Annotated in this window: 22 protein-coding genes; 11 read left to right on the top strand and 11 right to left on the bottom strand. The window is 57.3% G+C overall.

The features are described from left to right. The first annotated feature begins 82 nt into the window (after positions 1-82). Positions 83-826: a class I SAM-dependent methyltransferase gene (locus N5C28_RS02740; RefSeq protein WP_279819817.1), complete on the top strand. Its 744-nt coding sequence runs from the start codon at positions 83-85 to the stop codon at positions 824-826. A gap of 3 nt (positions 827-829) precedes the next feature. Here N5C28_RS02740 and N5C28_RS02735 read toward each other — a convergent pair whose 3' ends face one another. The 3 genes from N5C28_RS02735 to N5C28_RS02725 form a co-directional block, all read right to left on the bottom strand. Further along, entirely contained in the window at positions 830-1417 is a 588-nt protein-coding gene (locus tag N5C28_RS02735) for a hypothetical protein (protein ID WP_279819813.1), read from the bottom strand. Next, complete coding sequence (locus tag N5C28_RS02730) at positions 1386-1553, bottom strand: hypothetical protein (RefSeq protein WP_279819811.1); 168 nt, start codon at positions 1551-1553, stop codon at positions 1386-1388. Before N5C28_RS02730 ends, N5C28_RS02735 begins: the two co-directional genes overlap by 32 nt. A 196-nt stretch (positions 1554-1749) precedes the next feature. Further along, entirely contained in the window at positions 1750-2442 is a 693-nt protein-coding gene (locus tag N5C28_RS02725) for a GNAT family N-acetyltransferase (RefSeq protein ID WP_279819808.1), read from the bottom strand. Positions 2443-2644: 202 nt separating this feature from the next. Here N5C28_RS02725 and N5C28_RS02720 point away from each other — a divergent pair, with 202 nt between their 5' ends. From N5C28_RS02720 to N5C28_RS02705, 4 genes are read left to right on the top strand one after another with little or no spacing between them, the layout of a single operon-like run. Then, a complete protein-coding gene (locus N5C28_RS02720) occupies positions 2645-3148 on the top strand; it encodes a PAAR domain-containing protein (RefSeq protein ID WP_279819805.1) in 504 nt (167 codons plus the stop codon). A gap of 2 nt (positions 3149-3150) precedes the next feature. Then, positions 3151-3894, top strand: coding sequence for an alpha/beta hydrolase (locus N5C28_RS02715; protein WP_279819803.1), 744 nt, complete (start codon positions 3151-3153; stop codon positions 3892-3894). 13 nt (positions 3895-3907) lie between these two features. Then, positions 3908-4393: a hypothetical protein gene (locus N5C28_RS02710; protein ID WP_279819802.1), complete on the top strand. Its 486-nt coding sequence runs from the start codon at positions 3908-3910 to the stop codon at positions 4391-4393. 60 nt (positions 4394-4453) lie between these two features. Then, the gene (locus tag N5C28_RS02705; protein ID WP_279819800.1) at positions 4454-4945 is read left to right on the top strand and encodes a hypothetical protein; all 492 of its coding nucleotides are present in this window, start codon (positions 4454-4456) and stop codon (positions 4943-4945) included. Between the two features lie 103 nt (positions 4946-5048). On the opposite strand, the gene N5C28_RS02700 is transcribed toward N5C28_RS02705, so the two are convergent. Then, complete coding sequence (locus N5C28_RS02700) at positions 5049-5513, bottom strand: Bro-N domain-containing protein (RefSeq protein ID WP_279819798.1); 465 nt, start codon at positions 5511-5513, stop codon at positions 5049-5051. A 432-nt stretch (positions 5514-5945) separates the two neighbouring features. On the opposite strand from N5C28_RS02700, the gene dndB reads away from it, so the two are divergent. The 4 genes from dndB to dndE are packed head-to-tail and all read left to right on the top strand — an operon-like array spanning position 5946 to position 10924. Further along, positions 5946-7049 carry a DNA sulfur modification protein DndB gene (gene dndB, locus N5C28_RS02695; RefSeq protein WP_279819796.1) on the top strand — a complete coding sequence of 368 codons (1104 nt, stop codon included), beginning with the start codon at positions 5946-5948 and terminating at the stop codon, positions 7047-7049. Positions 7050-7068: 19 nt separating this feature from the next. Further along, positions 7069-8571 carry a DNA phosphorothioation system sulfurtransferase DndC gene (dndC, locus tag N5C28_RS02690; protein ID WP_279819794.1) on the top strand — a complete coding sequence of 501 codons (1503 nt, stop codon included), beginning with the start codon at positions 7069-7071 and terminating at the stop codon, positions 8569-8571. 2 nt (positions 8572-8573) lie between these two features. Then, positions 8574-10562, top strand: coding sequence for a DNA sulfur modification protein DndD (gene dndD, locus N5C28_RS02685; RefSeq protein ID WP_279819792.1), 1989 nt, complete (start codon positions 8574-8576; stop codon positions 10560-10562). After that, the gene (dndE, locus tag N5C28_RS02680; protein WP_279819789.1) at positions 10559-10924 is read left to right on the top strand and encodes a DNA sulfur modification protein DndE; all 366 of its coding nucleotides are present in this window, start codon (positions 10559-10561) and stop codon (positions 10922-10924) included. The genes dndD and dndE overlap by 4 nt, the downstream gene beginning before the upstream one ends. Here dndE and N5C28_RS02675 read toward each other — a convergent pair. The 4 genes from N5C28_RS02675 to N5C28_RS02660 form a co-directional block, all read right to left on the bottom strand. Further along, entirely contained in the window at positions 10916-12079 is a 1164-nt protein-coding gene (locus N5C28_RS02675; RefSeq protein ID WP_279819786.1) for a hypothetical protein, read from the bottom strand. The genes dndE and N5C28_RS02675 overlap by 9 nt on opposite strands. Next, positions 12076-14037 carry a DNA sulfur modification protein DndB gene (locus N5C28_RS02670; protein WP_279819785.1) on the bottom strand — a complete coding sequence of 654 codons (1962 nt, stop codon included), beginning with the start codon at positions 14035-14037 and terminating at the stop codon, positions 12076-12078. The genes N5C28_RS02675 and N5C28_RS02670 overlap by 4 nt, the downstream gene beginning before the upstream one ends. A gap of 111 nt (positions 14038-14148) precedes the next feature. Next, positions 14149-15402, bottom strand: a complete 1254-nt coding sequence (locus N5C28_RS02665; RefSeq protein WP_279819783.1) for a ribonucleotide-diphosphate reductase subunit beta — start codon at positions 15400-15402, stop codon at positions 14149-14151. Between the two features lie 370 nt (positions 15403-15772). Then, on the bottom strand, positions 15773-18685 hold the full coding sequence (locus N5C28_RS02660) for a ribonucleoside-diphosphate reductase subunit alpha (protein ID WP_279819781.1): 2913 nt from the start codon (positions 18683-18685) through the stop codon (positions 15773-15775). Between the two features lie 765 nt (positions 18686-19450). Between N5C28_RS02660 and N5C28_RS02655 the strand changes: the two genes are divergently transcribed. Together N5C28_RS02655 and N5C28_RS02650 are read left to right on the top strand one after the other, a co-directional pair. After that, positions 19451-20185: a response regulator gene (locus N5C28_RS02655; RefSeq protein WP_279819779.1), complete on the top strand. Its 735-nt coding sequence runs from the start codon at positions 19451-19453 to the stop codon at positions 20183-20185. 99 nt (positions 20186-20284) lie between these two features. Continuing rightward, positions 20285-21889 (top strand): ATP-binding protein, encoded by a 1605-nt coding sequence (locus tag N5C28_RS02650; RefSeq protein WP_279819778.1) that lies wholly within the window; start codon positions 20285-20287, stop codon positions 21887-21889. 127 nt (positions 21890-22016) lie between these two features. Here the strand turns inward: N5C28_RS02650 and N5C28_RS02645 are convergent, their stop codons facing one another. From N5C28_RS02645 to minD, 3 genes are all read right to left on the bottom strand, one after another. After that, positions 22017-22697 carry an RluA family pseudouridine synthase gene (locus N5C28_RS02645; RefSeq protein ID WP_279819775.1) on the bottom strand — a complete coding sequence of 227 codons (681 nt, stop codon included), beginning with the start codon at positions 22695-22697 and terminating at the stop codon, positions 22017-22019. A 167-nt stretch (positions 22698-22864) separates the two neighbouring features. Next, positions 22865-23119, bottom strand: coding sequence for a cell division topological specificity factor MinE (gene minE / locus N5C28_RS02640; protein WP_279819772.1), 255 nt, complete (start codon positions 23117-23119; stop codon positions 22865-22867). Continuing rightward, positions 23116-23931: a septum site-determining protein MinD gene (gene minD, locus N5C28_RS02635; RefSeq protein WP_279819770.1), complete on the bottom strand. Its 816-nt coding sequence runs from the start codon at positions 23929-23931 to the stop codon at positions 23116-23118. Before minD ends, minE begins: the two co-directional genes overlap by 4 nt. Positions 23932-24000: the final 69 nt, after the last annotated feature.

Here is a 24000-nt window from a genome sequence, read left to right as displayed (position 1 = left end):
CCACCACCGGTGCCTCCCGGCCATGGCGTGATATATGATGCGCGCCCGCCGCACCCCGGTTAACACCCCCCTCAGGTCTCCCATGTCTGGCAATGCCCTCTACACCGACCTGTCGGGTTACTACGACCTGATGTGCGCCGATATCGACTACCAAGCGCAAAGCCATTGCGTGCACCGGCTGCACCAGCTGTTCGGCAATGGCGGCAAGCGCCACCTCGACCTGGCCTGCGGCACCGGCCCCCATGTCCGGCATTTCATCGATGCCGGCTATACGAGCGGCGGCCTGGACATCAACCAGCCCATGCTGGACAGGGCTGCCATCCGCTGCCCGGAAGCGCGCTTCGCCCGGCAGGACATGTGCGGTTTCACCGTGGATGAGCCGGCGGACCTGATCACCTGTTTCCTGTACTCCATCCACTACAGCGGCAGCCTCGACCGGCTAAAGGCCTGCATCGCCAGCGTGCATGAGGCGCTGGCCGCGGGCGGCGTGTTCTGCTTCAACGCCGTCGACAAGCGGCGGATCGACAATGCCTCGTTCGTTACCCACACCGCCCGGCACGAAGACGGTCTGTTCAGCTTCAGCTCCGGTTGGCACTACGCTGGGGAGGGCGAGCGGCAATCGCTCAGGCTGCGTATCGAACGCACCGTGGCAGGCGAAACCCAGGTCTGGCACGACGAGCACCCCATGGTCGCCGTGAGCTTCACCGAGCTGCAGACGTTGCTGGAACCGTACTTCGAGGTGCACGTGCTGGCGCATGACTACGAGAAGCTGACTCCCTGGGATAACGCGTCCGGGAACGCGCTGTTTGCCTGCGTGAAGAAGTAGCCGTCAGGTGTTTTTCACCTTGGCGGCGAGCACCGCGGCCTGAAGGGCGGCCAGGCTCTGCTTGGCTGCCGGTCGCTCGAAAACGGCACTTTCGACCAGCGTGTAGACACGCTCCCCGGTGTTCAGCGTGAACTCCAGAAACGCCAGGTGATCGCTCCAGGACTGGTAACGCCGGACCATGAAGAAGCTGTGCTTCGACGTAACCGAGCGGATGTTCGTCAGCGGAATCTGCCGGCGATTGGCGTCGCGGGAGATAACCAGCTCATCGTTGTGGATAAAGGCCGGCCCGCATTTTTTCAGGCGCAGGCATTCCACGCCGAAACGCCAGCCCATGAGCAGCAGCACGCCCCCGACGAACAGCAGATCGGAAACAGGCGCGGTGGCAGCGCCGAACAGGATCACCAGACCAATCGCCGCCAGAATGGCCAGCGTGATGAATCGGTAGAAATAGACCCGTTGAAACTCCATGAGGGTCAGAAAGCGGATGTCCATCTTCAGGTTCCTTGCCAGCGTGAACAGTGTGCGGATCAGTTCGGAAAAGGGCAGGCTGCTGCCGGTTCTACTTGCCTGGGTTCTCGAAACGCCGTGCAAGAAAGCCCATCGCCATACCGCCTGCCTGCGAGGACTGCGTGGCACTGCCCTTGCTCCGGCAATAGGCGTAACCCAGGTCAGCGGGCAGCAGGAGCTGGGTGGCGAGGAAGAGGATCAGGTTGCTACCGTCGTTCATCGCGGTCTGCTCCGGGGGAATCGGAGCAGGGTAGGGCATCGGCCTGCGGGGCCGCGTGACCGGCCACGCAAAACGCTGCGGATCAGCTCGCGGCACGTGATGGACACCAATGCGTAGGGTGGAAAACCGCGAAGCGTTTTCCACCGAAGGTACCCAGGCGCCTGCCGTCCGCGATTAGGTCGGCGGGGTATCCTGCTCAGTGCAGGGTCGGCGTCAGGCGTTCACGGACCAGTTGCTCGGCCTGGTAAGCCAGCTGATCCAGGTGGCGGTCGCGTTTCTTCTCGGCCTCGCCCATGGCCTTCTGGCCGTGCTGTTTCACCAGGTAGGCATGGATCTGCCGCACCTCGATGGACTGAAAGACCGGCGCCAGGTCCTGCACCGCGACCATGCCGTCCGAGCGCTGGGCGCGGGTGTTCATCAGCACCTGTGGTCCCTTCGCCGCCAACACCTGAAAGCCCATGGCCTCGAAGTAGGGCACCTTGCCGGCCACGCACGCCAGCTCGACGTGGGGGCGCTCGGCCACCACCTGCTGCAGCATGGCACGCGCGATGCCGCGTCGCCGGTGGCTGGCCTGCACCGCCATGTAGGCCAAGGTACACGCCTCGGAGTCATCCTGGCTCGGCAGGTACAGCGCAAAGCCCAGCACCTGGGACGGGTCCTGGTCATCCAGGGCCAGCATCAGCTGCGTGGGGCTGTCCTCCGCACCGTTCATGGCCTGCAGATACAGGTGCACCTCGTAGCCGATCACGTACTGGTACAGCTGATACAGCGGGTTGCTGGGCGTCAGCGGCACCGGGCTGATATCGCTGAAATAGTCCACCACCATCTGCAGCACCTGGCTCTTCAGGGACTCGGGCGGCGGGGTGGTCAGGTGCGTGAGGGTGAACATCGAGGGACGGGCTCTGATAAAACGGCGGGGCATTGTAACGCCTGTCGTTCTTGAGCGTTTGGCGCTGCAACCGTACAGGTTTGTTGCACATCAATGCCTGGCTTGTGCAGCGCTTCAATACCGAGTGATGCCGTTCATCCGTACAATGGCCGGCTGGAGTACAGCGTTTCTCATCGAAGGTCTCGGACCAAGGAGTGCATGAATGAGCGGCAAACCAGCTGCGCGTCTTAGCGACCCCACCGCCTGCCCAATCCCCGGGCATGGCATCAACCCCATCGTTACCGGCTCTGGTGATGTGCTGTTCGACGGTCTCAGCGCCGCGCGACTCAGCGACGTATCGGCCTGCGGCAGCCCGATCGCGGGCAATGTGTCCTCCACCGTGTTCATCAATGGCCTGAACGCCGCCACCCTCGGCAGCGTGGGCGGGCATGGCAATACCGTCATTGCGGGCTCGGGTACCGTCATCATCGGCAACAGCGGCGGCGGTGCGCCGTTTGTCCCGGTGTTGCCGTTGGATATTCAGGCCGCCTTCAAAGATCGATTCAAGCTGGTAGACAAACGCAGCGGCAGGCCGCTCACCTACCGCAACTATGCGGTCAAGCATGAAGACGGACGCATCGAATACGGCCAGTCGGACGCAGAAGGCTTTACCAAGCTGATTACCAATTCCGTTCGTGAAACCGTGGAAATCTATATCGAGGACTGAGCATGGAAGCTTACAAACTGGTATTCCCAAACGGAAAAACCGGCACCATGACGACACCCGTCATGCTGACGCCACCGCAAAACCAGACCCCCAAGGTCGTTGAGGTCAATAACTGTCGGGTAGTTGTTTTCTTCGTTGGTGGGGCAGGGGATACGGAGTCGTATTACTTTGCTGGTGCCTATCATAATATTGAATCAGCGCATGATTATTTTAAAGCGCGTATTAAAGGTGCTGGCCACTTGGATTCCTATACATCCCATTATTTGGGATATAGTGACGTTCGCGGCGGCTGGGATATTGATAAGTATGTGTATAAGGGTATTCCAGATATTTCGGCCCCTGTCTATATTGTTGGGCACAGTCTTGGGGGGTGGAATGGGGCACACCTTTCAAAAAATCTCAGTGATAAGGGGTATAAGGTTGAAATGCTCATTACCCTGGATCCTGTCGGGGAGGGCGCCCTGGTTTGGCTAGGCTCTGACATTTATTTCAGCAAGCCTGAGCCAGTGAGTGGATTTTGGATAAATGTTCGAGCTGCCTCTACAAATCCAAATGCCTCTGATGCGATTGCCAAGTTCGGTGAGCAATGGCAGGTCGTAAGTGGGCCAGATATCAATGCTCGTGTGGATATTAATCATGAAGATGCACTCAGCATGTTCAAGAGTCCTGTTCGAGACGGTGTGTCGGCAGCGGATATTCTTTTCGAGTCAGTTACCAGTTATATCGTAGGTGGTTGTCATGTTTAGGTATTTATGGTTGATGGCATTGCCGTTTTTTTTAGGGTGCGCTAAAAACCACAATATTCCTCCCGCGCAGCTTGATTATCTTGATAGCTCGAGGGGGAGTGCAGATATTTATAAAGTCCTCTTTACCTCTGATGCCGATATTTCGAATGTGTTCAAGTCCAAGGGGTCGTCTGTAAGCGGTCTGTTAAGGTGTTCGCTCGTTAGCGATACGCCAAATGAACACAGCTCTGAACGGTATGTGGCAAAAGGATTGATTTCCGCCGCTACATCTGGGGAAAGTATGGCGCCGTTTGTCTTTCAGTCAGAACTTTTGTTCGTCGAAAATATTAATGATGGGCGTAGTTATCGAGATTTGAAAGTGCAGGATTTGCGGGAGATATTGGGTGCTAGGCAATCAGTGTCTTGCGTGTATTGGGCTGCTGCTTACGGTTTCAAACCATATCGTTCTGGAATTTTGCAGATACCTGTTGCGGATATATTTCGCGAGCTGGATAAATAAGGTTGAAAATATTCGGAGTGGAAAGTGTGTTGGGGTACTATCGTGCCTAGATACATGTGGATGGTGAAGTTGCCTTTCTTATGGGGGTGTGCCAAAGGCCATAACGTTACCCCCGCAGAACTTGATTATCTTGAGCTTTCAAGGACGCATGAATATTCTTATACAGTCAAATTTTCTTCTGATACCGAACTTTTAAGTGTTTTCAAACCCGAGGGTTCACTTATAGGTGGCCTGCTGCTCTGTTCGCTTGATGGCGATAACGCACCAAAGGAATATGGGGTTGAGCGATACGGAGCAGATGGAGTGGTTCATGCCATTCAGCCTAGGTCTGAATCCTTCGTGTTTTATTCGTCACTTACGTTTGTTGAAAATATTAATGAAGGGCGCACTCAGCGCCCGTTGGAAGCGCAAGAGTTGCGTATGGCTCTCAGCGCTAAGCAGTCAGTACCCTGTATTGCGAGATTTACTGCTTACGGTTTCAAAGCCTATTACTCTGACGTTCTTCGTATACCCGTGCGTGATATTTTGCGCGAGCTGGATAAAGGGTATTGATGCTAGGCATACGGCTTAAATCGCGCATTAAAAGTGCCTGGGCTTTCTACTAAGTCCTCGGGCGGCGGAGCGATGGGTATCGCTCCGCTCCACCCATCCTACGTCAGCGTTCAGCGCTGGCGCTCAGTTCTGGCCATTGCCGATAGGGCACCCACAGCACGCCTTGCCAGCGCAGCAGCGTGAGCGATTGCGTCGGGCCGTGCAGGGTTTCCCGGCGGGGTTGGTCAGGCGCCGTTCGGTGTTGGTCGCGCAGGGTGGGGATGACGTGTTGCGTGAGCCATTGGCGAATGCAGCGGTTCTCCGGGTGGAAGAAGTGCACCAGGGTGGCGTACACCGCCGATTCGCTGAGCAGCAGCTCGTCTACATAGTCGCCATTGCCGTCGCGCACCCAGGCCTGGCGGTGTTGGTCATCGTCCAGGTTGCGCGTGACCCGCTCGGCCAGTTGTGCAAACCCGGTCAGTCGGCCCAGGTCGTGGGCGCAGAACCAGCATTGGTCTTCCAGCAGCACCGCGCGTAGCTGGCGCTTGTGGCGGGTGAATACGGTGGGGGTCAGCAGGTCTTCAGGCATGGCGCACCTCCACGATGGAGGGGGCGTGCAGCGAAGTGCCTTCGGGCCGAAGGCTTGGGGTGATAGGCATATCCATTACCTCTGTGTGATGTGGCCAGCTTTCTTAGGGCTGGGTGCCGGGAGCTAAGAAACCCCACACAGAGGGCCGGACATATTCCCCTTTCGGGTTTTGTATTAGCCCACTCCCGACATATCAGAGGTGTTTTTTTGCGCGCACGGGCAAGCCGTAGGCACAAAAAAGCCGCGAATGTCGGATGCGGGCGGGCCGCTGTGTGAAAAGGCGTTTCTTAGGCGCCGACGGCTAGGGTATGAGGCATGTGGGAGGGGGTCAAGCTGTGGTAGATGATGGCAATTTGGCTAGTAGCTGTTTGTCTGATTTTTAGGGGTGTTTGTTTGTGGGGCTACAAACAAAACTGTTAAAGTTTGCGCCCTATGACCAGCGCCTTTTTCTATACCTTTCCAGCAATTCGCGGTGTGCAGGCGGGGCGTGAGTTCTACGTCTCGATGTGCCCCCTCAGGCTGCTCGCCAAGATTTTTGTGTTCGATAACGAAGAGCTCATGCCTGAGCTGCGTGCCCAGCGCTCAATCAACAAGGCTCGAGTGCCTGAGATCGCTCGTTACATCGTTGCGAACCCAGATAACTACACCTTTTCGGCGATCACTGCGTCCATTGACGGAAAGGTGACCTTCGAGCCTGTCGGGGCTGGAGATACGAATAGCTTTCGTATGGGCACCCTCAAGGTGGATCTGGATGCCAGATTCATCGTTAACGATGGTCAGCATCGGCGAGCCGCCATTGAGCAGGCTCTTGAAGCCAAGCCGGAGCTTGGTGACGAAACCATAGCGGTCGTGTTCTTCCATGATCGCGGCTTACAGCGTTGCCAGCAGATGTTTGCCGACCTCAACCGGCATGCGGTCAAGCCGTCTCCTTCCTTGGGGGTTTTGTATGAGCACCGTAGTGCCGCTGCCAATGTAGCGAAGCACCTCGGGCTTACATCTCGCGTATTCCGTAACCTGATTGAGAGCGAGCGCTCTTCTCTCTCGGCGCGGTCACGGAAACTGTTCACGTTGAGCGCTTTACATTTTGCCATTCTGGAAATGCTCAGCGAAAAAGAGCTGGAGGACTTCACCAGCGCCTCTCAAAAGTGTCTGGCCTACTGGGAAACCGTCGGCGAGCTGATCCCCGAGTGGGTACATGTGCGTAACGGCAAGATGACGGCTGGCGAGGTACGGCAGGATTTTATCCATTCGCACGCCATTGTGCTGCAGGCGCTGGGGCGGGTAGGCAAGTACGTTTACCAAAGCGGCCAATCCGATCTGCAGCAGGCGCTGAGCAAGCTTGGTGAGATCGACTGGTCACGCAAGAATATCGGCACCTGGGAGGGCAGGGCGATGACTGGCGGGCGCATGACCAAGAACAGCCAGAACGTCACCCTGACCTGCAACCAAATCAAGTGCTCCCTTGGGTTACCCCTGACCCAGGAAGAGCAGGAAATCGAAAATGCCTTTCTCGCTGCTCAGCGGGAAAGATCTTGAGTTTTAAGCGGAAGCCCACATGAGCACTCCACCCGAGGCCATTATCGAAGAAATCCAGTCACTGTACTGTTCCGACTCCCTGCCGTGGATTGTCGGTTACAGCGGTGGCAAGGACTCGACTGCCTCTTTGCAACTGATCTGGAAAGCGGTCGCAGCCTTGCCGGCCGAGCAGCGCACCAAAGATATTCACGTTATCAGCACTGACACGCTGGTGGAAAACCCGGTGATTGCCGCATGGGTAGTCAGCTCGCTGCGTACCATGGAGTACGAAGCGCAGCGCCAGAAGCTCCCAATCCACCCTCATCGTCTGACGCCTGATCTGGAGAGCCGCTTCTGGGTAAACCTGATTGGCAAGGGGTACCCGACCCCCCGCAATCGTTTTCGCTGGTGCACCGATCGCCTGAAAATCAGTGCCTCCGAGAAGTTCATCCAGGAGCTTTCCGAAGCCAACAACGAAGCGATTCTGGTGCTTGGTCAGCGCCGTGGGGAAAGCGCCGCGCGTGACAAGGTAATGGACGCCTACAGCGGTAGCTCCCGCGATCGCCTGAGCCGTAATGCCAACCCCAAGTTGTCCCGGGTATGGGTCTACCTGCCGATTGAAACCTGGACTAGTGATGACGTGTGGATGTACGTCCTCACTTCTCCGAATCCCTGGGGCGTCGATAACCAGGATCTTTTCGACATCTACAAGGGCGCGACGCCCGATGCCGAGTGCCCGGTGGTGGTCGACAAATCTACGCCGAGCTGTGGCGATAGCCGCTTTGGCTGTTATGTCTGCACCATGGTGTCGCAGGACAAATCCATGGCCGCAATGATTCAGAACGACGAGCAAAAGTCGTGGATGCAGCCGATCCTTGATTTCCGCAACACCTACCTGACGATCAAGGATTGGGACAAGCGCGACTTCCAGCGTATGAATGGCCGCATCAAGGTTATGAACGAGCGCGATGAGCTGATTCACGGTCCTTACCTTCAGGAATACCGCGCCACCTTGCTGGAAGAGTTGCTGCGTACTCAGAAGACCGTGCGCGATGCAAAAGTGCCGGGGCATGACCAAATCGAACTTATCCCGCTCGATGAGATGGACGCCATTCGCCGTATCTGGGTTGAGGAAAAAGGGGAAATCGAAGATCTGGTGCCGCAGATCTATGAGCGTGTTTTCGGTGAGCCATATCCGGGTAAACCTTTGGAACAACACCCCCTTGAAAACGAAGACCTTGACCTCTTGAAGGCGGTCGCGGCTGAGCTCGACCCCGAGGCGGCTGATCGCCTGTATCGGCTTACTCGCAATCTGTTGGCCGTACAGTTTCAGTCCATGCAGTCGCAAAAGCGTTCCCTGCATCTGGATCGGCTCGATGCCGTGCTCAAGGCCAATGCATTCCGCACCGAAGACGAGGCCTTGGCGTTTGCGCTCAGTCACCGCGACCAGATAGCGCCCGACGAGGCGAGCCATGAACAAGACATTGATGAAGACAAAGAGCTGGAGCTGATCCCGCTGGTCGAAGAAGAAGTTGAAGAGTAACCATGGCCAAGCTCACGATTAACCACATATCCATCGAGAACCTGGGGCCATTCCGCGAGCAACAAAGCTTCGATTTCAGCGTTGCGGAAACGCGCCCGGTCATCCTTATCAAGGCCCTTAACGGCAGCGGCAAGACGACCTTGCTGACTGCGTTGCAAGTTGGCCTGTACGGCTACAAAGCCGTAAACATTGCCCGGCGTTCCGAGTACGAACAGCTCATTGCCGGCTTGCAGCGGCAGGATGCAACGGGCAACTCGCGTATCGAGATAGTCCTCACCATCGAACGAGGTGATGAGCGACAGGTGCTGACGATCCGCCGCGAGTGGATCGCTAAGGGCGCATCGCTCCGTGAAGTGTTCCGCGTGTACCAGCAGAGCCGTGAGGATATCGCGCTAGCCGAAGAGTGGGATGACTTTATCAATGGCATTCTGCCGGTCGAGCTGGTGCACCTGTTCCTGTTCGACGGCGAGAAGATTGAAGCATTGGCCAACCCCGAGCGTCTGCCGCAACTGCTTCGGCGAGCCACGGAAGTCTTTCTGGGGCTGGGCGGTATCGATGCGTTGGCCACTGATCTCAAGGCAGTCGAGAAGCGGGCCGGCGGTAAGAAGTCGATCTCGGGCGAGATCAGCGAGGTGCAAACGCAGCTTGAGCAGCACCAGACGCAACTGGATGCCATCAACGAGCGTATTGCCCTCCTGACACAACAGCAGGGCGCAGCCCGAACCGATTTGGACAATGCCCAACGCGCTTTGCAAACCTTCTCGGTCGAGGCGCAACGTAGCGGTCTGCAGGCCTATCAACAGGCCGCCGAACTCAAGGCGCGACTGAAACTGTGCCAGGAGCGCTATGCCACCGCGAAGAGCGAGCGAGTGGCCGCCCTCGAAGACCCCACATTGCCGCTGGCCTGGCTGGGACCACTGTGGGATAGCTACAAAGCTCAGTGGCAACAGGACAAACAGGCGCAGCATGCGGCCTTGTTGAGCGATGAATTCAGTAAGCGCGATCAGCGCGTGTTGGCCTTGCTCGACACTCAAGCGCCACAAGCCAGGCAGGCCGTAGCTGCGTTGCTTGCCCAGGATCTCCAAGCGTTGGAGGCAGCGAAGCAACATGAGCCGCTGCTGTTGCCGGGCGGTGACCCTGCAGAGATAGAGCCGCGCCTGCAGCAGGCCAAGGCCCGCCTCAAGCAGACGCAGCAGGCCGTCGAAGAGGCTCAGCACGAGGTCGACAAGGCTCAGAAGGCGGTTGATCAGATTCCAGAGAAAGGGCAGCTCGCCGATGTGTTTGCGCGGATGGAGGCATATACCCAAGCAGTATCTAGCTCAGAGTTGCAACTGAAAGAGTTGTCGCGTGGCCTGGAAGAGGCCCGTACAAGCCAGAAGCATGTCGAGAGCCGCGTGAATGCCGCGCGCCAAAAGCTGCGTACCGAATCGCGTGAGAGCGAGTTCCAGCTCAAGGCGTTTGAAGCTGCAGAGCGCGCCAAGAAGGCGCTGGCCATATTCCGTGAGCGGTTGTTGGCTTCGAAGGCGCAGTGGCTATCGGAGATGATCACCGCCGAATTCAAGCAACTGCTGCGTAAGCGTAACCTGATATCGCGCGTACTGGTGGAGCCGCAAACCTACGCCGTATCCATCGAGGACGTAAACGGACACAGCCTGGCCATGGAGCGCTTGTCTGCTGGTGAGCGGCAGATCCTGGCCGTTGCTGTACTCAGTGCATTGATCCGTGAGCGCAAAGGCCGCTTCCCTGTGGTGGTGGACACGCCATTGGCTCGTCTGGATCGCTCGCACCGTGAGGCATTGATCCATAACTTCTTCGCCAAGGTCTCGCACCAGGTATTGGTACTTTCCACCGACGAGGAGGTGGAAGGCAGCGTGCATACCGCACTTGAACAGCATATGAACCGTGAATACGCCCTGACCTTCGACGACGAAAGCCGCCGCAGTATTGCCAGCGTAAAAGCCCATCAGTTCCAGTTAGAAGCCGCATTATGATCGACCGAATTCGCCTGACGGCTGCCGCCAAGATCCAGCTATCGACCCTCAAGCGCAAGACGGGTATCGAGCATTACAACTCGATTTGTCGGCATGCGTTATGTATTTCACTTGCTAATCCGTCGATGCCGCCAGAAGAAGAGTTTAATTTTCATGGTGGTATTGAAATAGATTGGCGTACTTTTACAGGCGGGAACGAGGAACTTTATTTGAATTTATTGATGCTCCGTCTCAGGCAGGACGGATTAGGCATAGGGATTGAGGATGTGAAGAAAGCATGCTTCTCTCATCTCCATAGAGGGTTGTCGTATCTTGCAGGTAAATATGACGATTACATTGTTGATTCGCTTATCTTAGCTTAGTTCTATTTCTTCATACATTTTATCTAGGTTGTTTTCCACGTTTAGTAGGTTGAAAGGCAGTATGGTCGGTGGGGATAAGAAGAATTCTTGTGTCCTTTTCCAGGCTCTGCCCCCAATGCTTTCCATATGGAGTCTAGCTGTTAATAGCATCTGTAATGTATGGCTTTCTTCTGTTCCTGTGAAATAATGAGTGTATAGAAGCTGATTTCTCCAGGAGTTTATTTTTGTGAAAAGCTCGTCCCTCTTGGCGTTGGGTGAAAGATAATTGTTCAGGACTCTTAGGGATTCCGATATTGATATTTTTTCAGTGCTTGTTGTGTATGATCCCGATTTGTCTTTCGCGAAGCTTATAAGATTGTTCGATATGCATTCTGAAAGTAGAAGAAGATCAATGCTTCGATGAGCCATCAATAGAGCTAGGCTAGGATTTCCGGAGGAAATTTGCCTCTCGCAAAGTGCCCAGCAGTATGCTGATGCATGTTTAATTGCATCTTGGCGTGGCCAGTTCATTGCTTCATTTGCTAGAAATTTGTCAAATTGTTTCTCAAGTTCTGTTAGCCATGCGACTAACGGAGTTAGGCGCTCTGGCGGTTTTTTTTGATATGTCTTATTGATTCTTGCTAAGGTGTCTTTGATTTTGGATTTTATAGACGTCTGGTATAACCACCACGCCTTGTGGTTGTGGTCGAATTTTGTAAAGCAATATGGCGTCTTATCGCAAAGTATATAAATAATCTCATTGCATATTTCATTAAGTAAATCTATTGCTGTGCCAGTCTCTGGTAGTATTGTTTCTTTGTCTATTTTTCCGGCTAAGTTAGTATAGGTTTCATGGTTTAGCTCGTTGAAAGCCCTGCATAGATCGTTTACTAGCTCAAGATTAATCTTCCAGTGTCTTAAAGCGGAAGCTGTTGAGTTGATCCATTGGATGCTGTGTTCATTTTTATGCAGGATGTATGCTTGTATTAAGTTTTCATAATTTTTTCCATTTGGGAGAATTTTATAAAAACGACAGTGTTGAATTGAAGCTTTTTTTTGAGTGGCTCTACGATACAGTCTTTTTAGTTGATTGTGGTCATCGCTATGAAACACAACCTCCGGGGCGACAAAGTTATCGCCCGGAGTCCAAAGTTGGATTGGAGAAAATAGATTCATTGATCTGAAATTTCTTCAATGGCAATTCCTAGGTTGTTGCTCATTTCGGTTAGGGCTAGGAATAGACGTTGTTCGGATTTTTTGTTTATTTCTTCTTTGAAATTTTCTTTGTCTTCTTTTTTGTTTGATAATTTTAAGAGTTGCAGGGATCTGATTTTTTCTTCACTCTCAAAGTAATCGTCAAAATTTTTATCTGTTTCTTTCAGTATTTCAATTCGTAATGCACTGACATAATCTCTGGTTGATTTTGCTGCCAGTGATTGGAGGCATTTATCTATCTCTGCACGTCTATAGTCTTGAGTTTTTGATTCAAGGTATGAGTGTATATCTTCTCTACAGCTTTCTCTTAATAGAGTCGCTGTTAGTGCATTTAGCCAGTTGTTCCTTGCGCCGGTAGTCCCCTGCAGTATTGACTCGTTACGCCAAAGCATGCGGTTTGTGTATCTTTTTCCGGATGTTAAGAACTCTTTTCCCTTGCTGAAAATGAAGTTGTTTAAAGAGTTTATTAGCGCCTGGGTGGAGTTCTCTGTGGATATGTTGTAATTATGTAGGTCAGCGGCGACGTTGGCCCATAGTCGCAGGAGGGCTTGCTGAAATACTTGATAGAAAAAAATTCTATCCGAGTCATCCGTCTTTATCCAGCTTTGGAACTCTTCTAGTGCGCCTAGTGCAGGTGCTTCAAAATACTCAGCTTTTTTGTAAATATATTTGCCTAGATAGTTTTGTTTTAGGGAGATAAAGGACTCTGTATTTTCGTCTACCTTTTTTTGTAATTTTTCAAATGCATTGCCTACGTTGGACTCCAGTTTTAGATAGGGGGCTGATAATCGGAAGATTGTGTTAAGAGCGCTTACCAAAGTCTTGTCTATTTGAGTCTCTATGATTTTGTCGAATTCTTTAGATGTGGTGGCGTCATTTATTTCTGCCCAGTTTACTTCTGGCTCTATAGACTCTAGAGACTCGCGCACTTCTGTAAGTTCAAGTATTGATGCGGCCTTACTATTGTTGAATATGTAATCTTCAAGAAATCTAGATATTATAGATATGGTTGTGATGGAAAATTGACGAGTCCTTTGATCTACTTTGTTGTCTTCCCGTTCGTTCCATTCCAGTAAATGTAAGCGATTCCAGTTTCCAGGTGAATATTGATTTTTCCAGCGGTCGGCAAGTTTTCGAATGGTGCATGCAGAGTAGCTGTTGTCTTTTAATAGCGTGATGAAGTGCCCGCTAACAGTTTTGGCTTCGTGGTTGACTCTTACGAACAGTTCTCGGAAGTCTTTGCTCATCGACTCTATAGTCGAGTGATCAGCACTCGGCGCCCAAACAACGCATATCGGAACTTCTATCTCGGAAACGATATGTTTTTTTTCTTTATTTCCCCAGAGCAGCTTTATGGCCTCAAGTCTGTGTTGACCATCTAGAACTACCAGCTTGGCTCTTGTTGGATTTAGCTTTAATGAGGCTGCGTATTCAAAATAATGATAGTTACATCCATCAAATTCAGCCTGCCTGTCAGATTCTGTCGATTCTGCGATCGGGAGTTCAAACTGAAATCCGTCAATATCCCACGTGATCTTTAAGGGGTCGCCTACAGTTGATGTGTGCGAAAAATCGATTTTTTCATATCTTTCTTTTATTGCCTCTTCCTTGTCTAATAAAATTACGCATGCTAGGAGAGGAGGGAAGAAAACGACTTTCCCTGCACCTTGTTCAAGATATTCATTTGCTATTTTTTGTACGCGCCTTTTGTCAATGCTTCGCTGTATCAGTGCTTCAAAGTTGATTTCTTCTATAGGAAATATGTCTGATGCTGTATATAGGGTGTTGATTCTTTTTATTGGTACGCTGGTCATTAAGTAGTCGAGTCTGAAACTATGGTTTGTTTTAAATCGACCATAACTTCCTGTGAGTGAATCTGTGAATACATCTTTTTTTCTGGCTCCGGGAACTATAGCCATTTTTATATTCCTTTAAATGTAGTAATAAAAAAGCCCCCGATTAACGGGGGCTTTTAAGATGTCACTAAGCCCTAGTTGTGCTTAGGAATCTAGCGTGATTTCAAACTGGTATCAATCCCAGCTCAACGCACCACCGGTCTGGTACTCGATCACACGGGTCTCGAAGAAGTTTTTCTCTTTCTTCAGGTCCATGATTTCCGACATCCACGGGAAGGGGTTGGTGGTGCCAGGGTATTCTTCTTTCAGGCCGATCTGGGTCAGGCGGCGGTTGGCGATGAATTTGAGGTAGTCCTCCATCATCGCGGCGTTCATGCCCAGTACGCCGCGCGGCATGGTGTCGCGTGCGTATTCGATTTCCAGTTGGGTGCCCTGGAGGATCATCTGGGTCGCTTCGTCCTTCATCTGGGCGTCCCACAGCTGTGGGTTCTCGATCTTGATCTGGTTGATCACGTCGATACCGAAGTTCAGGTGCATGGATTCGTCGCGCAGGATGTACTGGAACTGCTCGGCGGTGCCGGTCATCTTGTTGCGGCGGCCCATGGAGAGGATCTGGGTGAAGCCGCAGTAGAAGAAGATGCCTTCCAGTACGCAGTAGTAGGCGATCAGGTTGCGCAGGAACTGGCGGTCGGTTTCCGGGGTGCCGGTCTTGAACTCGGGGTCGGAGATCGAGCGGGTGTACTTGAGGCCCCAGGAGGCTTTCTTCGCGACGCTCGGGATCTCGTGGTACATGTTGAAGATCTCGCCTTCATCCATGCCCAGCGATTCGATGCAGTACTGGTAGGCGTGGGTGTGGATCGCTTCCTCGAAGGCCTGGCGCAGGATGTACTGGCGACACTCGGGGTTGGTGATCAGGCGGTACACGGCCAGCACCAGGTTGTTGGCAACCAGGCTGTCGGCGGTGGAGAAGAAGCCGAGGTTGCGCATGACGATGCGGCGCTCGTCCTCGGTGAGGCCGTCCGTGCTCTTCCAGAGCGCGATGTCGGCGTTCATGTTCACTTCCTGCGGCATCCAGTGGTTGGCGCAGCCGTCCAGGTATTTCTGCCAGGCCCAGTCGTACTTGAAGGGCACGAGCTGATTGAGGTCGGCACGGGCGTTGATCATCTGCTTGTCGCCGACGTGCACGCGGGCGCTGGCGCCTTCGAGGTCGTCCAGGCCTTCCTGGATGTCGAGGTCGTTCAGGGCTTTCTTGGCGCGGGCAACGGCGTCGGAGTCCTCGGAGGACACGGCGCGTGCTTCGATGGCAGCGTTGCCACCGACCTGGTTGAGCTTGTCGAGGCTCATGTCCGCCTGTTGGGCGTTGGTGTTCTTGGTGGCGGCAGCCGCTTCGGCGCCGTCTTCCTTGTCAAATTCATCCCAGCTCAGCATGGCTTGGCTCCTGCGTGAGGACCGGCGAATGGGGCCGGTCGGTATGGATAGTCGTAATTCTGCGTTGCGTACTGCGCGCAAGGGCAAAACGGATCGGGGCGGGCGGCTTGCCGCTCCGGCTCCCGATACCCCCGCCGCGACGGGCAGGGGCAGATTGTTCGTGGGAGGCTTGCCTCCCGCCCGCTCCAGAAGGAGAGGGGATACCGCTCAGTTGACTCTAGCTTTGGCTCGACGCCCGAGCGCGAAGCTGAGCGAGTGAGCGCTAGGCGCCGGGTGGGCCGGCCCCGGGAGTGTACGTCTGTACATGACCGGGGTCGGTTCACACGGCAACAACGCGGGCGCCGCTCAGATCCGCGCGTTGCCGAACACCTTACTGGCAGGCTTCGCAGTCTGGTTCGTCGATGGCGCACGCCTTTGGAACCGGAGCCGGTGCCGGCGCCGCTTCTGCCGCCGGAGCCTTGGCCGGAGCCGCGCTCAGGCCTTCGCCGCCACCACTGGACACGGCGTTGAGCTTGCCGGTGTTGATGGTGGATTTCTCGGTGCTGGTCGCGGCCAGGGCACGGAGGTAGTAGGTGGTTTTCAGACCACGGTACCAGGCCATGCGGTATGTCACGTCCAGCTTCTTGCCCGAGGCGCCGGCGATGTAGAGGTTCAGCGACTGAGCCTGGTCGATCCACTTCTGGCGACGGCTGGCGGCATCGACGATCCACTTGGTTTCGACTTCGAAGGCGGTGGCGTACAGGTCTTTCAGGTCTTGCGGGATGCGCTCGATCTGCTGCACGGAGCCGTCGTAGTACTTCAGGTCGTTGACCATGACGCTGTCCCACAGGCCGCGCGCCTTGAGGTCGCGAACCAGGTAGGGGTTGATCACGGTGAATTCGCCCGAGAGGTTCGATTTCACGTACAGGTTCTGGTAGGTCGGCTCGATGGACTGCGACACGCCGGTGATGTTGGCGATGGTCGCGGTCGGCGCGATGGCCATGATGTTCGAGTTACGAATGCCTTTCTGCACGCGGGCGCGGACCGGTGCCCAGTCCAGGGACTCGGTCAGGTCGACGTCGATGTACTTCTGGCCACGGGCCTCGATCAGGATCTGCTGGGAGTCGAGCGGCAGGATGCCCTTGCTCCACAGCGAGCCTTCGAAGGTGGAGTAGGCGCCACGCTCGTCAGCCAGGTCGCAGGAGGCCTGGATGGCGTAGTAGCTGACCGCTTCCATGGACTTGTCGGCGAAGTCGACGGCGGCATCGGAACCGTACGGGATGTGCTGCAGGTACAGCGCGTCCTGGAAGCCCATGATGCCCAGACCGACCGGACGGTGCTTGAAGTTGGAGTTGCGCGCCTGGTCGACCGAGTAGTAGTTGATGTCGATGACGTTATCGAGCATGCGCACCGCGGTCTTGACGGTCTTCTCCAGCTTGGCCAGGTCCAGTTTGCCGTCGACGATGTGGTTCGGCAGGTTGACCGAACCCAGGTTGCAGACGGCGATCTCGTCCTTGTTGGTGTTCAGGGTGATCTCGGTGCACAGGTTCGAGCTGTGGACCACGCCCACGTGCTGCTGCGGGCTGCGCAGGTTGCACGGGTCCTTGAAGGTCAGCCACGGGTGGCCGGTCTCGAACAGCATGGAGAGCATCTTGCGCCACAGGTCTTTGGCCTGGATGGTTTTGAACAGCTTGATCTTGCCGCCGTACTGGGTCAGGGCTTCGTAGTACTCGTAGCGCTCTTCGAAGGCCTTGCCGGTCAGGTCGTGCAGGTCCGGCACTTCGCTCGGGCTGAACAGGGTCCATGGGCCGTCGTCGAACACGCGCTTCATGAACAGGTCCGGAATCCAGTTCGCGGTGTTCATGTCGTGGGTGCGGCGGCGGTCGTCACCGGTGTTCTTGCGCAGCTCGATGAACTCTTCGATGTCCATGTGCCAGGTTTCCAGGTAGGCACAGACAGCGCCCTTGCGCTTGCCACCCTGGTTCACGGCAACGGCGGTGTCGTTGACCACCTTCAGGAACGGCACCACGCCCTGGGATTTGCCGTTGGTGCCCTTGATGTAGGAGCCCAGCGCGCGCACCGGGGTCCAGTCGTTGCCCAGACCGCCGGCGAATTTGCTCAGCATGGCGTTGTCGTGGATGGCGTTGTAGATGCCCGACAGGTCATCCGGCACGGTGGTCAGGTAGCACGAGGACAGCTGCGGACGCAGGGTACCGGCGTTGAACAGGGTCGGCGTGGACGACATGTAGTCGAACGAGGAGAGCAGGTTGTAGAACTCGATCGCACGGTCTTCTTTCTGCTTCTCTTCGATGGCCAGGCCCATGGCCACGCGCATGAAGAAGACTTGCGGCAGTTCGAAGCGGATGCCGTCCTTGTGGATGAAGTAACGGTCGTACAGGGTCTGCAGGCCCAGGTAGGTGAACTGCTGGTCGCGCTCGTGGTTGATCGCCTTGCCCAGTTTTTCCAGGTCGAAGTCTTTGAGCTTCGGATCGAGCAGTTCGAACTCGACGCCTTTCTCGATGTAGGCCGGCAGGGCCTTGGCGTACAGGTCGGCCATTTCGTGGTGGGTGGCGCTGGTGGCGACACCCAGGAAGCCCAGGCCTTCGGCGCGGATGTTGTCCATCAGCAGGCGGGCGGTCACGTAGGAGTAGTTCGGCTCACGCTCGACCAGGGTACGGGCGGTCATCACCAGGGCGGTGTTGACGTCTTTCTCGTTAACGCCGTCGTACAGGTTCTTCAGGGTTTCGCGCTCGATCAGGCCGCCGTCCACTTCGGCCAGGCTTTCGCAGGCTTCGCGGATGATGGTCTGCAGGCGGCCCATGTCCAGCGGCTGCAGGCTGCCGTCGGCGGCGGTGATGCGGATGCTCGGGTGCGGCTGGGCGATCTCGCTGCCGGCGCCCGCGCTCTTGCGCTCCTGGCTGCGGGCTTCGCGGTAGATCACGTAGTCGCGGGCGACTTTCTGCTCGCCGGCGCGCATCAGGGCCAGTTCGACCTGGTCCTGGATTTCTTCGATGTGGATGGTGCCGCCGGACGGCATGCGGCGCTTGAAGGTGGCGGTGACCTGCTCGGTCAGGCGGGCCACGGTTTCGTGGATACGCGACGACGCGGCGGCAGTGCCGCCCTCAACAGCGAGAAACGCCTTGGTGATGGCAACGGTGATCTTGTCATCGGTATACGGCACGACGGTGCCGTTACGCTTGATCACACGCAGCTGGCCCGGCGCGGTGGCGCTGAGCTCCTGACTGGCATCGGCGGCCTGCGGCGCTGTGGCCTGCGGGTTCTCGCGAGTTGTGTCGGTATGCATGGATGTCTCCGTGTTCTTTATACGTTTGATTGAGCGCTAAGCCGTTTGAGTGCCGGGGCACAGGGGCCGTTCATTCCATTTCCACAACGCCAGACGCCCGGAAACGGCCGGGCGGCTGGGACTTGCAAACTGGGCAGGAAGGGTGTTGCTTGAAGCCCGTCCCTGGCTTTTCGAGTCGTGACCGGTCATGGCCGGCACTACTATATGTAGTGGTATCGCTGCAAGGGTTTCATGCGGTGATCGACGCGACGGGGCGTGATCATCACGCCAGAGGGCCTGTGTCGACGTTGTGACGCACGATGCGACCATTGAAGCGTTCCACCTGCACTGTTCTAGTTCTTTGTCTGGACCTTTACGGTGCAGATGTGCTTGTGTCGTTTTCGTCATCAAAACCCAAGATGTAGGGGTTTGGCGCGATGGGGATACAAGATAGTGCGGTCGTCTGGGGATGGCAAGTCAACAAAACGTGGGTTCGCCTGTGGATAATCTGTGGGTTATCTTGGGGTAAGGCGCCCAAGGCCGCATGGCTGCTGGGATACGTCGTTTTACACCGTCGGTCAGTCTACCGACGCTTTTTTACATTTCATCGCGCAAGTTTCTGAGTCGATCACAGGAACACAACATGTAGGGTTTTTTCAGGGCAATGGGCCTGCTTTATGCAACGGTGCCGTGGCCCTGGTGTGGGCCACAGATTGAGCGCCGCTGGCGGTGCGGCGTTGCTACAATGCCGGGCATTTTTCGATTGCCGTCGCCCGGGAGGTAGGAGTGGAGCAAGAGTCGTGGCACATCCTGATCGTCGAAGACGACCAGCGCCTGGCCGAGTTGACCCGTGAGTACCTGCAGAGCAACGGGCTGACGGTCAGCATCGAGGCCGATGGCGGCCAGGCCGCCGCACGCATTCTGTCGCTGCGCCCGGACCTGGTGATCCTCGACCTGATGCTGCCGGGCGAAGACGGCCTGTCGATCTGCCGCAAGGTGCGTGACCGCTACGACGGGCCGATCCTGATGCTGACCGCCCGCACCGACGACATGGACCAGGTGCTGGGCCTGGAAATGGGCGCCGACGACTACGTGTGCAAGCCGGTGCGCCCGCGGGTGCTGCTGGCACGCATCCGTGCACTGCTGCGTCGCCGCGAGGGCAATGAGCCGGCGGTTCCGGCCGAGCAGCGGCGCCTGGAATTCGGCCCTCTGGTCATCGATAGCGCCATGCGCGAGGCCTGGCTGGGCGAGCAGAGCATCGAGCTGACCAGCGCCGAGTTCGACCTGCTGTGGCTGCTGACTTCCAATGCCGGGCGCATTCTCTCCCGTGAGGAAATCTTCAACGCCCTGCGCGGCATCGAGTACGACGGCCAGGACCGCTCCATCGATGTGCGCATTTCGCGGATTCGCCCCAAGATCGGCGACGACCCCATGCACCCGCGCCTGATCAAGACCGTGCGCAGCAAGGGCTACCTGTTCGTCGCCGAAGCCGCCGAGGCCCTGGGGATTGCCGAGGCGTAAGCCGCAATCGGGCGCTTATTAAGGAGGGCCTGTGGTCGAACGAATGAAGTGGTACCGCGCAATGACCCTGCGGCGCAGCCTGTGCGGGCGGCCTACCCGATGAACTCGATCTTCCTGCGCATCTATGGCGGCATGCTCAGCGTGCTGGTGCTGGTGGCGCTGCTGGGCGTGGGCGCCCTGCACCTGGTCAACGAGGTGCGTTCGGACCAGTACCGCGAGCGCCTGGCCCGGGGCACCTTCCGCCTGATGGCGGACAACCTGCAGCCCATGAGCGAGGTGGAGCGGCGCATGGCGGTGACGGTCTGGGGGCGCCTGCTGGGCATCCCGCTGACCATCCAGCCGCTGACCGAGGCGGTGACCGACAGCGGCGCGCGGGCGGCGGTGCAGCGCGGCCAGGTGCTGGTGCAGCAGACCGGCCCCCATGCGGCCGAGGTCTACGGCCTGATCAGCGAAGACGAACAACTGGTGCTGACCGGCGAAGTTCAGCAGGTCAGCGAGCAATTGGCCCGCGCCACCATCTACCTGCTGGTCGATGAGCTGGTCCGCTACCCGGTTGAGGAGCAGCCGCAGCGCCTGGCCGAGCTGAAGGAAGCCAAGCAGTTCGGTTTCGACCTGCGTCTGGTGCGGCTGGACGAGGCCAACCTGGACGTCGACCAGCGCCGCCGGGTGGACGAGGGCGATACGGTGATGGCCCTGGGCAAGGGTGGCGACACCATCCATGTGTACTCCGGCATCGTCGATACGCCCTGGGTGCTGGAGATCGGCCCGCTGTACCAGATGAATCCCTATCCGCCGCAGTTGCTGGTACTGATCGGGGCGGTGGGCCTGAGTCTGATCGGCCTGATGCTGTACCTGCTGGTGCGCCCCCTGGAGCAGCGCCTGCGCGAGCTGGAAGGGGCGGCCACACGCATCGCCAGCGGTCGTCTGGACGCGCGGGTGCCCTCGCCGGGGACCGACTCGGTGGGGCGCCTGGCGGCCGCCTTCAACGCCATGGCCGAACACCTGCAGCGCTCGCTGAGCATCCAGCGCGAGATGGTGCGGGCGGTGTCCCATGAGCTGCGCACGCCGGTGGCGCGCCTGCGCTTCGGCCTGGAAATGATCGGCGACGCCGAAACGGAAACCGCCCGGCGCAAGTACATGGAGGGCATGGACAACGACATCCAGGACCTCGACAAGCTGGTCGACGAGATGCTGACCTACGCGCGCCTGGAGCAGGGCTCGCCGGCGCTGAATTTCCAGCAGGTGGACCTCGACGGCCTGATCGACCAGGTGATCACCGAACTGGCGCCGCTGCGTGCCAGTGTCCGGGTCGAGCGCGGGCCGTCGCTGCATGCGCAGGATGGCGGCGGGGCGGTGGTCGAGGCGGAGCTGCGCTACCTGCACCGGGCCTTGCAGAACCTGGTGACCAACGCCATGCGCCATGCCGAATCCCGGGTGCGCATCAGCTACCAGGTGGGCTGGCAGCGTTGTCGGCTGGATGTCGAGGATGACGGCCCGGGCGTGCCGGAATCGGCCTGGGAGCATATCTTCACCCCGTTCCTGCGTCTTGACGACAGCCGCACCCGCGCCTCCGGCGGCCACGGGCTCGGCCTGTCCATCGTGCGGCGCATCATCTACTGGCACGGCGGCCGCGCCCAACTCGGCCGCAGCGAAGCCCTGGGCGGTGCGCACTTCAGCCTGGTCTGGCCGCGTCGCCAGGCATAAGGGCAGCTTTGACGGCTGGTGCTCGGATGTGGGAGGGGCTTCAGCCCCGAGCTTTCAGGGCGTTGGCGGCACCATCGATTTCGAGATTGTCGCGGCTAAAGCCCCCTACAGATAGGGGCTGTCGCATCTAGAACGGCGCGGGGCACTCGAAGCGCAGGCGTTCGCCGCTTTGCGGGTGGGTCAGGCTGAGCATGCTGGCGTGCAGGCACAGGCGCGGGTAGGCCGCGAGGGCTTTCTCGTGGGCGTAGAGCCCGTCGCCGAGCAGCGGGTGACCGATGGACAACATATGCACGCGCAGCTGGTGCGAACGGCCGGTGATCGGCGTCAGCTCCACCCGACAATGCTCGGCATGGCGTTCCAGCACGCGCCAATAAGTGAGGGCGTGCTTGCCCCGCTCATGGTCGACCACGTGCCGCGGCTTGGTGGGTGGGTCGTAGCGCAGGGGCAGGTCGATGCTGCCGCTGTCCTGCTCCGGGTGGCCCCAGCACAGGGCGGTGTAGGCCTTCTCCGTTTCGCGGTCGTGGAACTGACGGGACAGCTCGCGGTGGCTGTCGGCATCACGGGCCAGGACGATGATGCCCGAGGTCTCCCAGTCCAACCGGTGCACGATGCGGGCTTCGGGGTAGCCGTTTTCCTGCAGGCGGGTGACCAGGCAATCCCGATTGTCCTCGGCACGGCCTGGCACCGAGAGCAGCAGGGTGGGCTTGTTGATCACCAGCAGGGCGGCGTCCTGGTGGATAATTTCGATCTGGCTGAGGGGCATGGGCGTTCTGGCTGTGTGGGGCAGTGAAAACGAAAAGGCGGCCATCGAGGCCGCCATTCGTTCAACTTGGCAAAAAATCTATCTTGGGCTCTGCGAGCTAGAGCCCTGCAAGGCAAAAACAGTTGAGGAAGCGGAGTGTACTGTTGTACATGAGCATTCCGAGCCTGTTTTTAACGCAGCAGGGCCGACGCGCAGCAAGCCCAAATAGATTTTCAGCGATCGGGCAGGGTGATGTTCAACTCCAGGATCGAACAGCTGCCCTGGTTTTCCAGGGCGACCTGGACCTGGTCCGAGTCGATGGCGACGTACTTGCGGATCACTTCGACCAGCTCTTGTTGCAGGGCCGGCAGGTAGTCCGGCTGGCTGCGCTGGCCGCGCTCGTGGGCGACGATGATCTGCAGGCGCTCTTTGGCGATCGAGGCCGTGGATTCCTTCTTGCGCGAACGCAAGAAGTCGAAAATATTCATTCGCGACCTCCAAATAGCCGTTGCAGGAAGCCCTGCTTTTTAACGTCGAGGAAGCGGTGGGCCACGTCCTTGCCCAGCAGGCGGTCAACGGCGTCGCTGTACGCCTGGCCGGCGTCGCTCTGCTCGTCGAGGATGACCGGCACGCCCTGGTTGGAGGCCTTGAGCACCGCTTGCGATTCGGGGATCACGCCCAGCAGGCGGATGGCGAGGATTTCTTCGACGTCTTCCACGCCGAGCATTTCGCCCTTGGTGACGCGCTCGGGGTTGTAGCGGGTCAGCAGCAGGTGTTCCTTGATCGGCTCTTCGCCTTTCTCGGCGCGGCGCGATTTGCTGGCCAGCAGGCCGAGCATGCGGTCGGAGTCGCGGACCGAGGAGACTTCCGGGTTGGTCACGACGATCGCTTCGTCAGCGAAGTACATGGCCAGGTGGGCGCCTTTCTCGATACCGGCCGGGGAGTCGCAGACCACGTATTCGAAGTTCTCGCCCAGCTCGGTGATGACTTTCTCGACGCCTTCCTGGGTCAGGGCATCCTTGTCGCGCGTCTGGCTGGCGGCCAGGACGTAGAGGTTTTCCAGGCGCTTGTCTTTGATCAGGGCCTGGGTGAGGGTGGCTTCGCCGTTGACGACGTTGACGAAGTCGTACACCACGCGGCGTTCGCAGCCCATGATCAGGTCGAGGTTACGCAGACCGACGTCGAAGTCGACGATGACTGTCTTGTGGCCGCGCAGGGCGAGACCGGTACCGATGGCGGCGCTGGTGGTGGTTTTACCGACGCCACCTTTGCCGGAAGTGACTACGAGGATCTTGGCCAAGGTGATTCACCCCAAAATGTGAAGATAAAAGCGGTAATCCGTAGCCGAAAGAGGCTTCCAGATGCCCTT

This window comes from Pseudomonas sp. GD03944 (assembly GCF_029839275.1).
GTDB lineage: Bacteria > Pseudomonadota > Gammaproteobacteria > Pseudomonadales > Pseudomonadaceae > Aquipseudomonas.
This window is presented reverse-complemented; position numbering and strand designations above follow the sequence as displayed.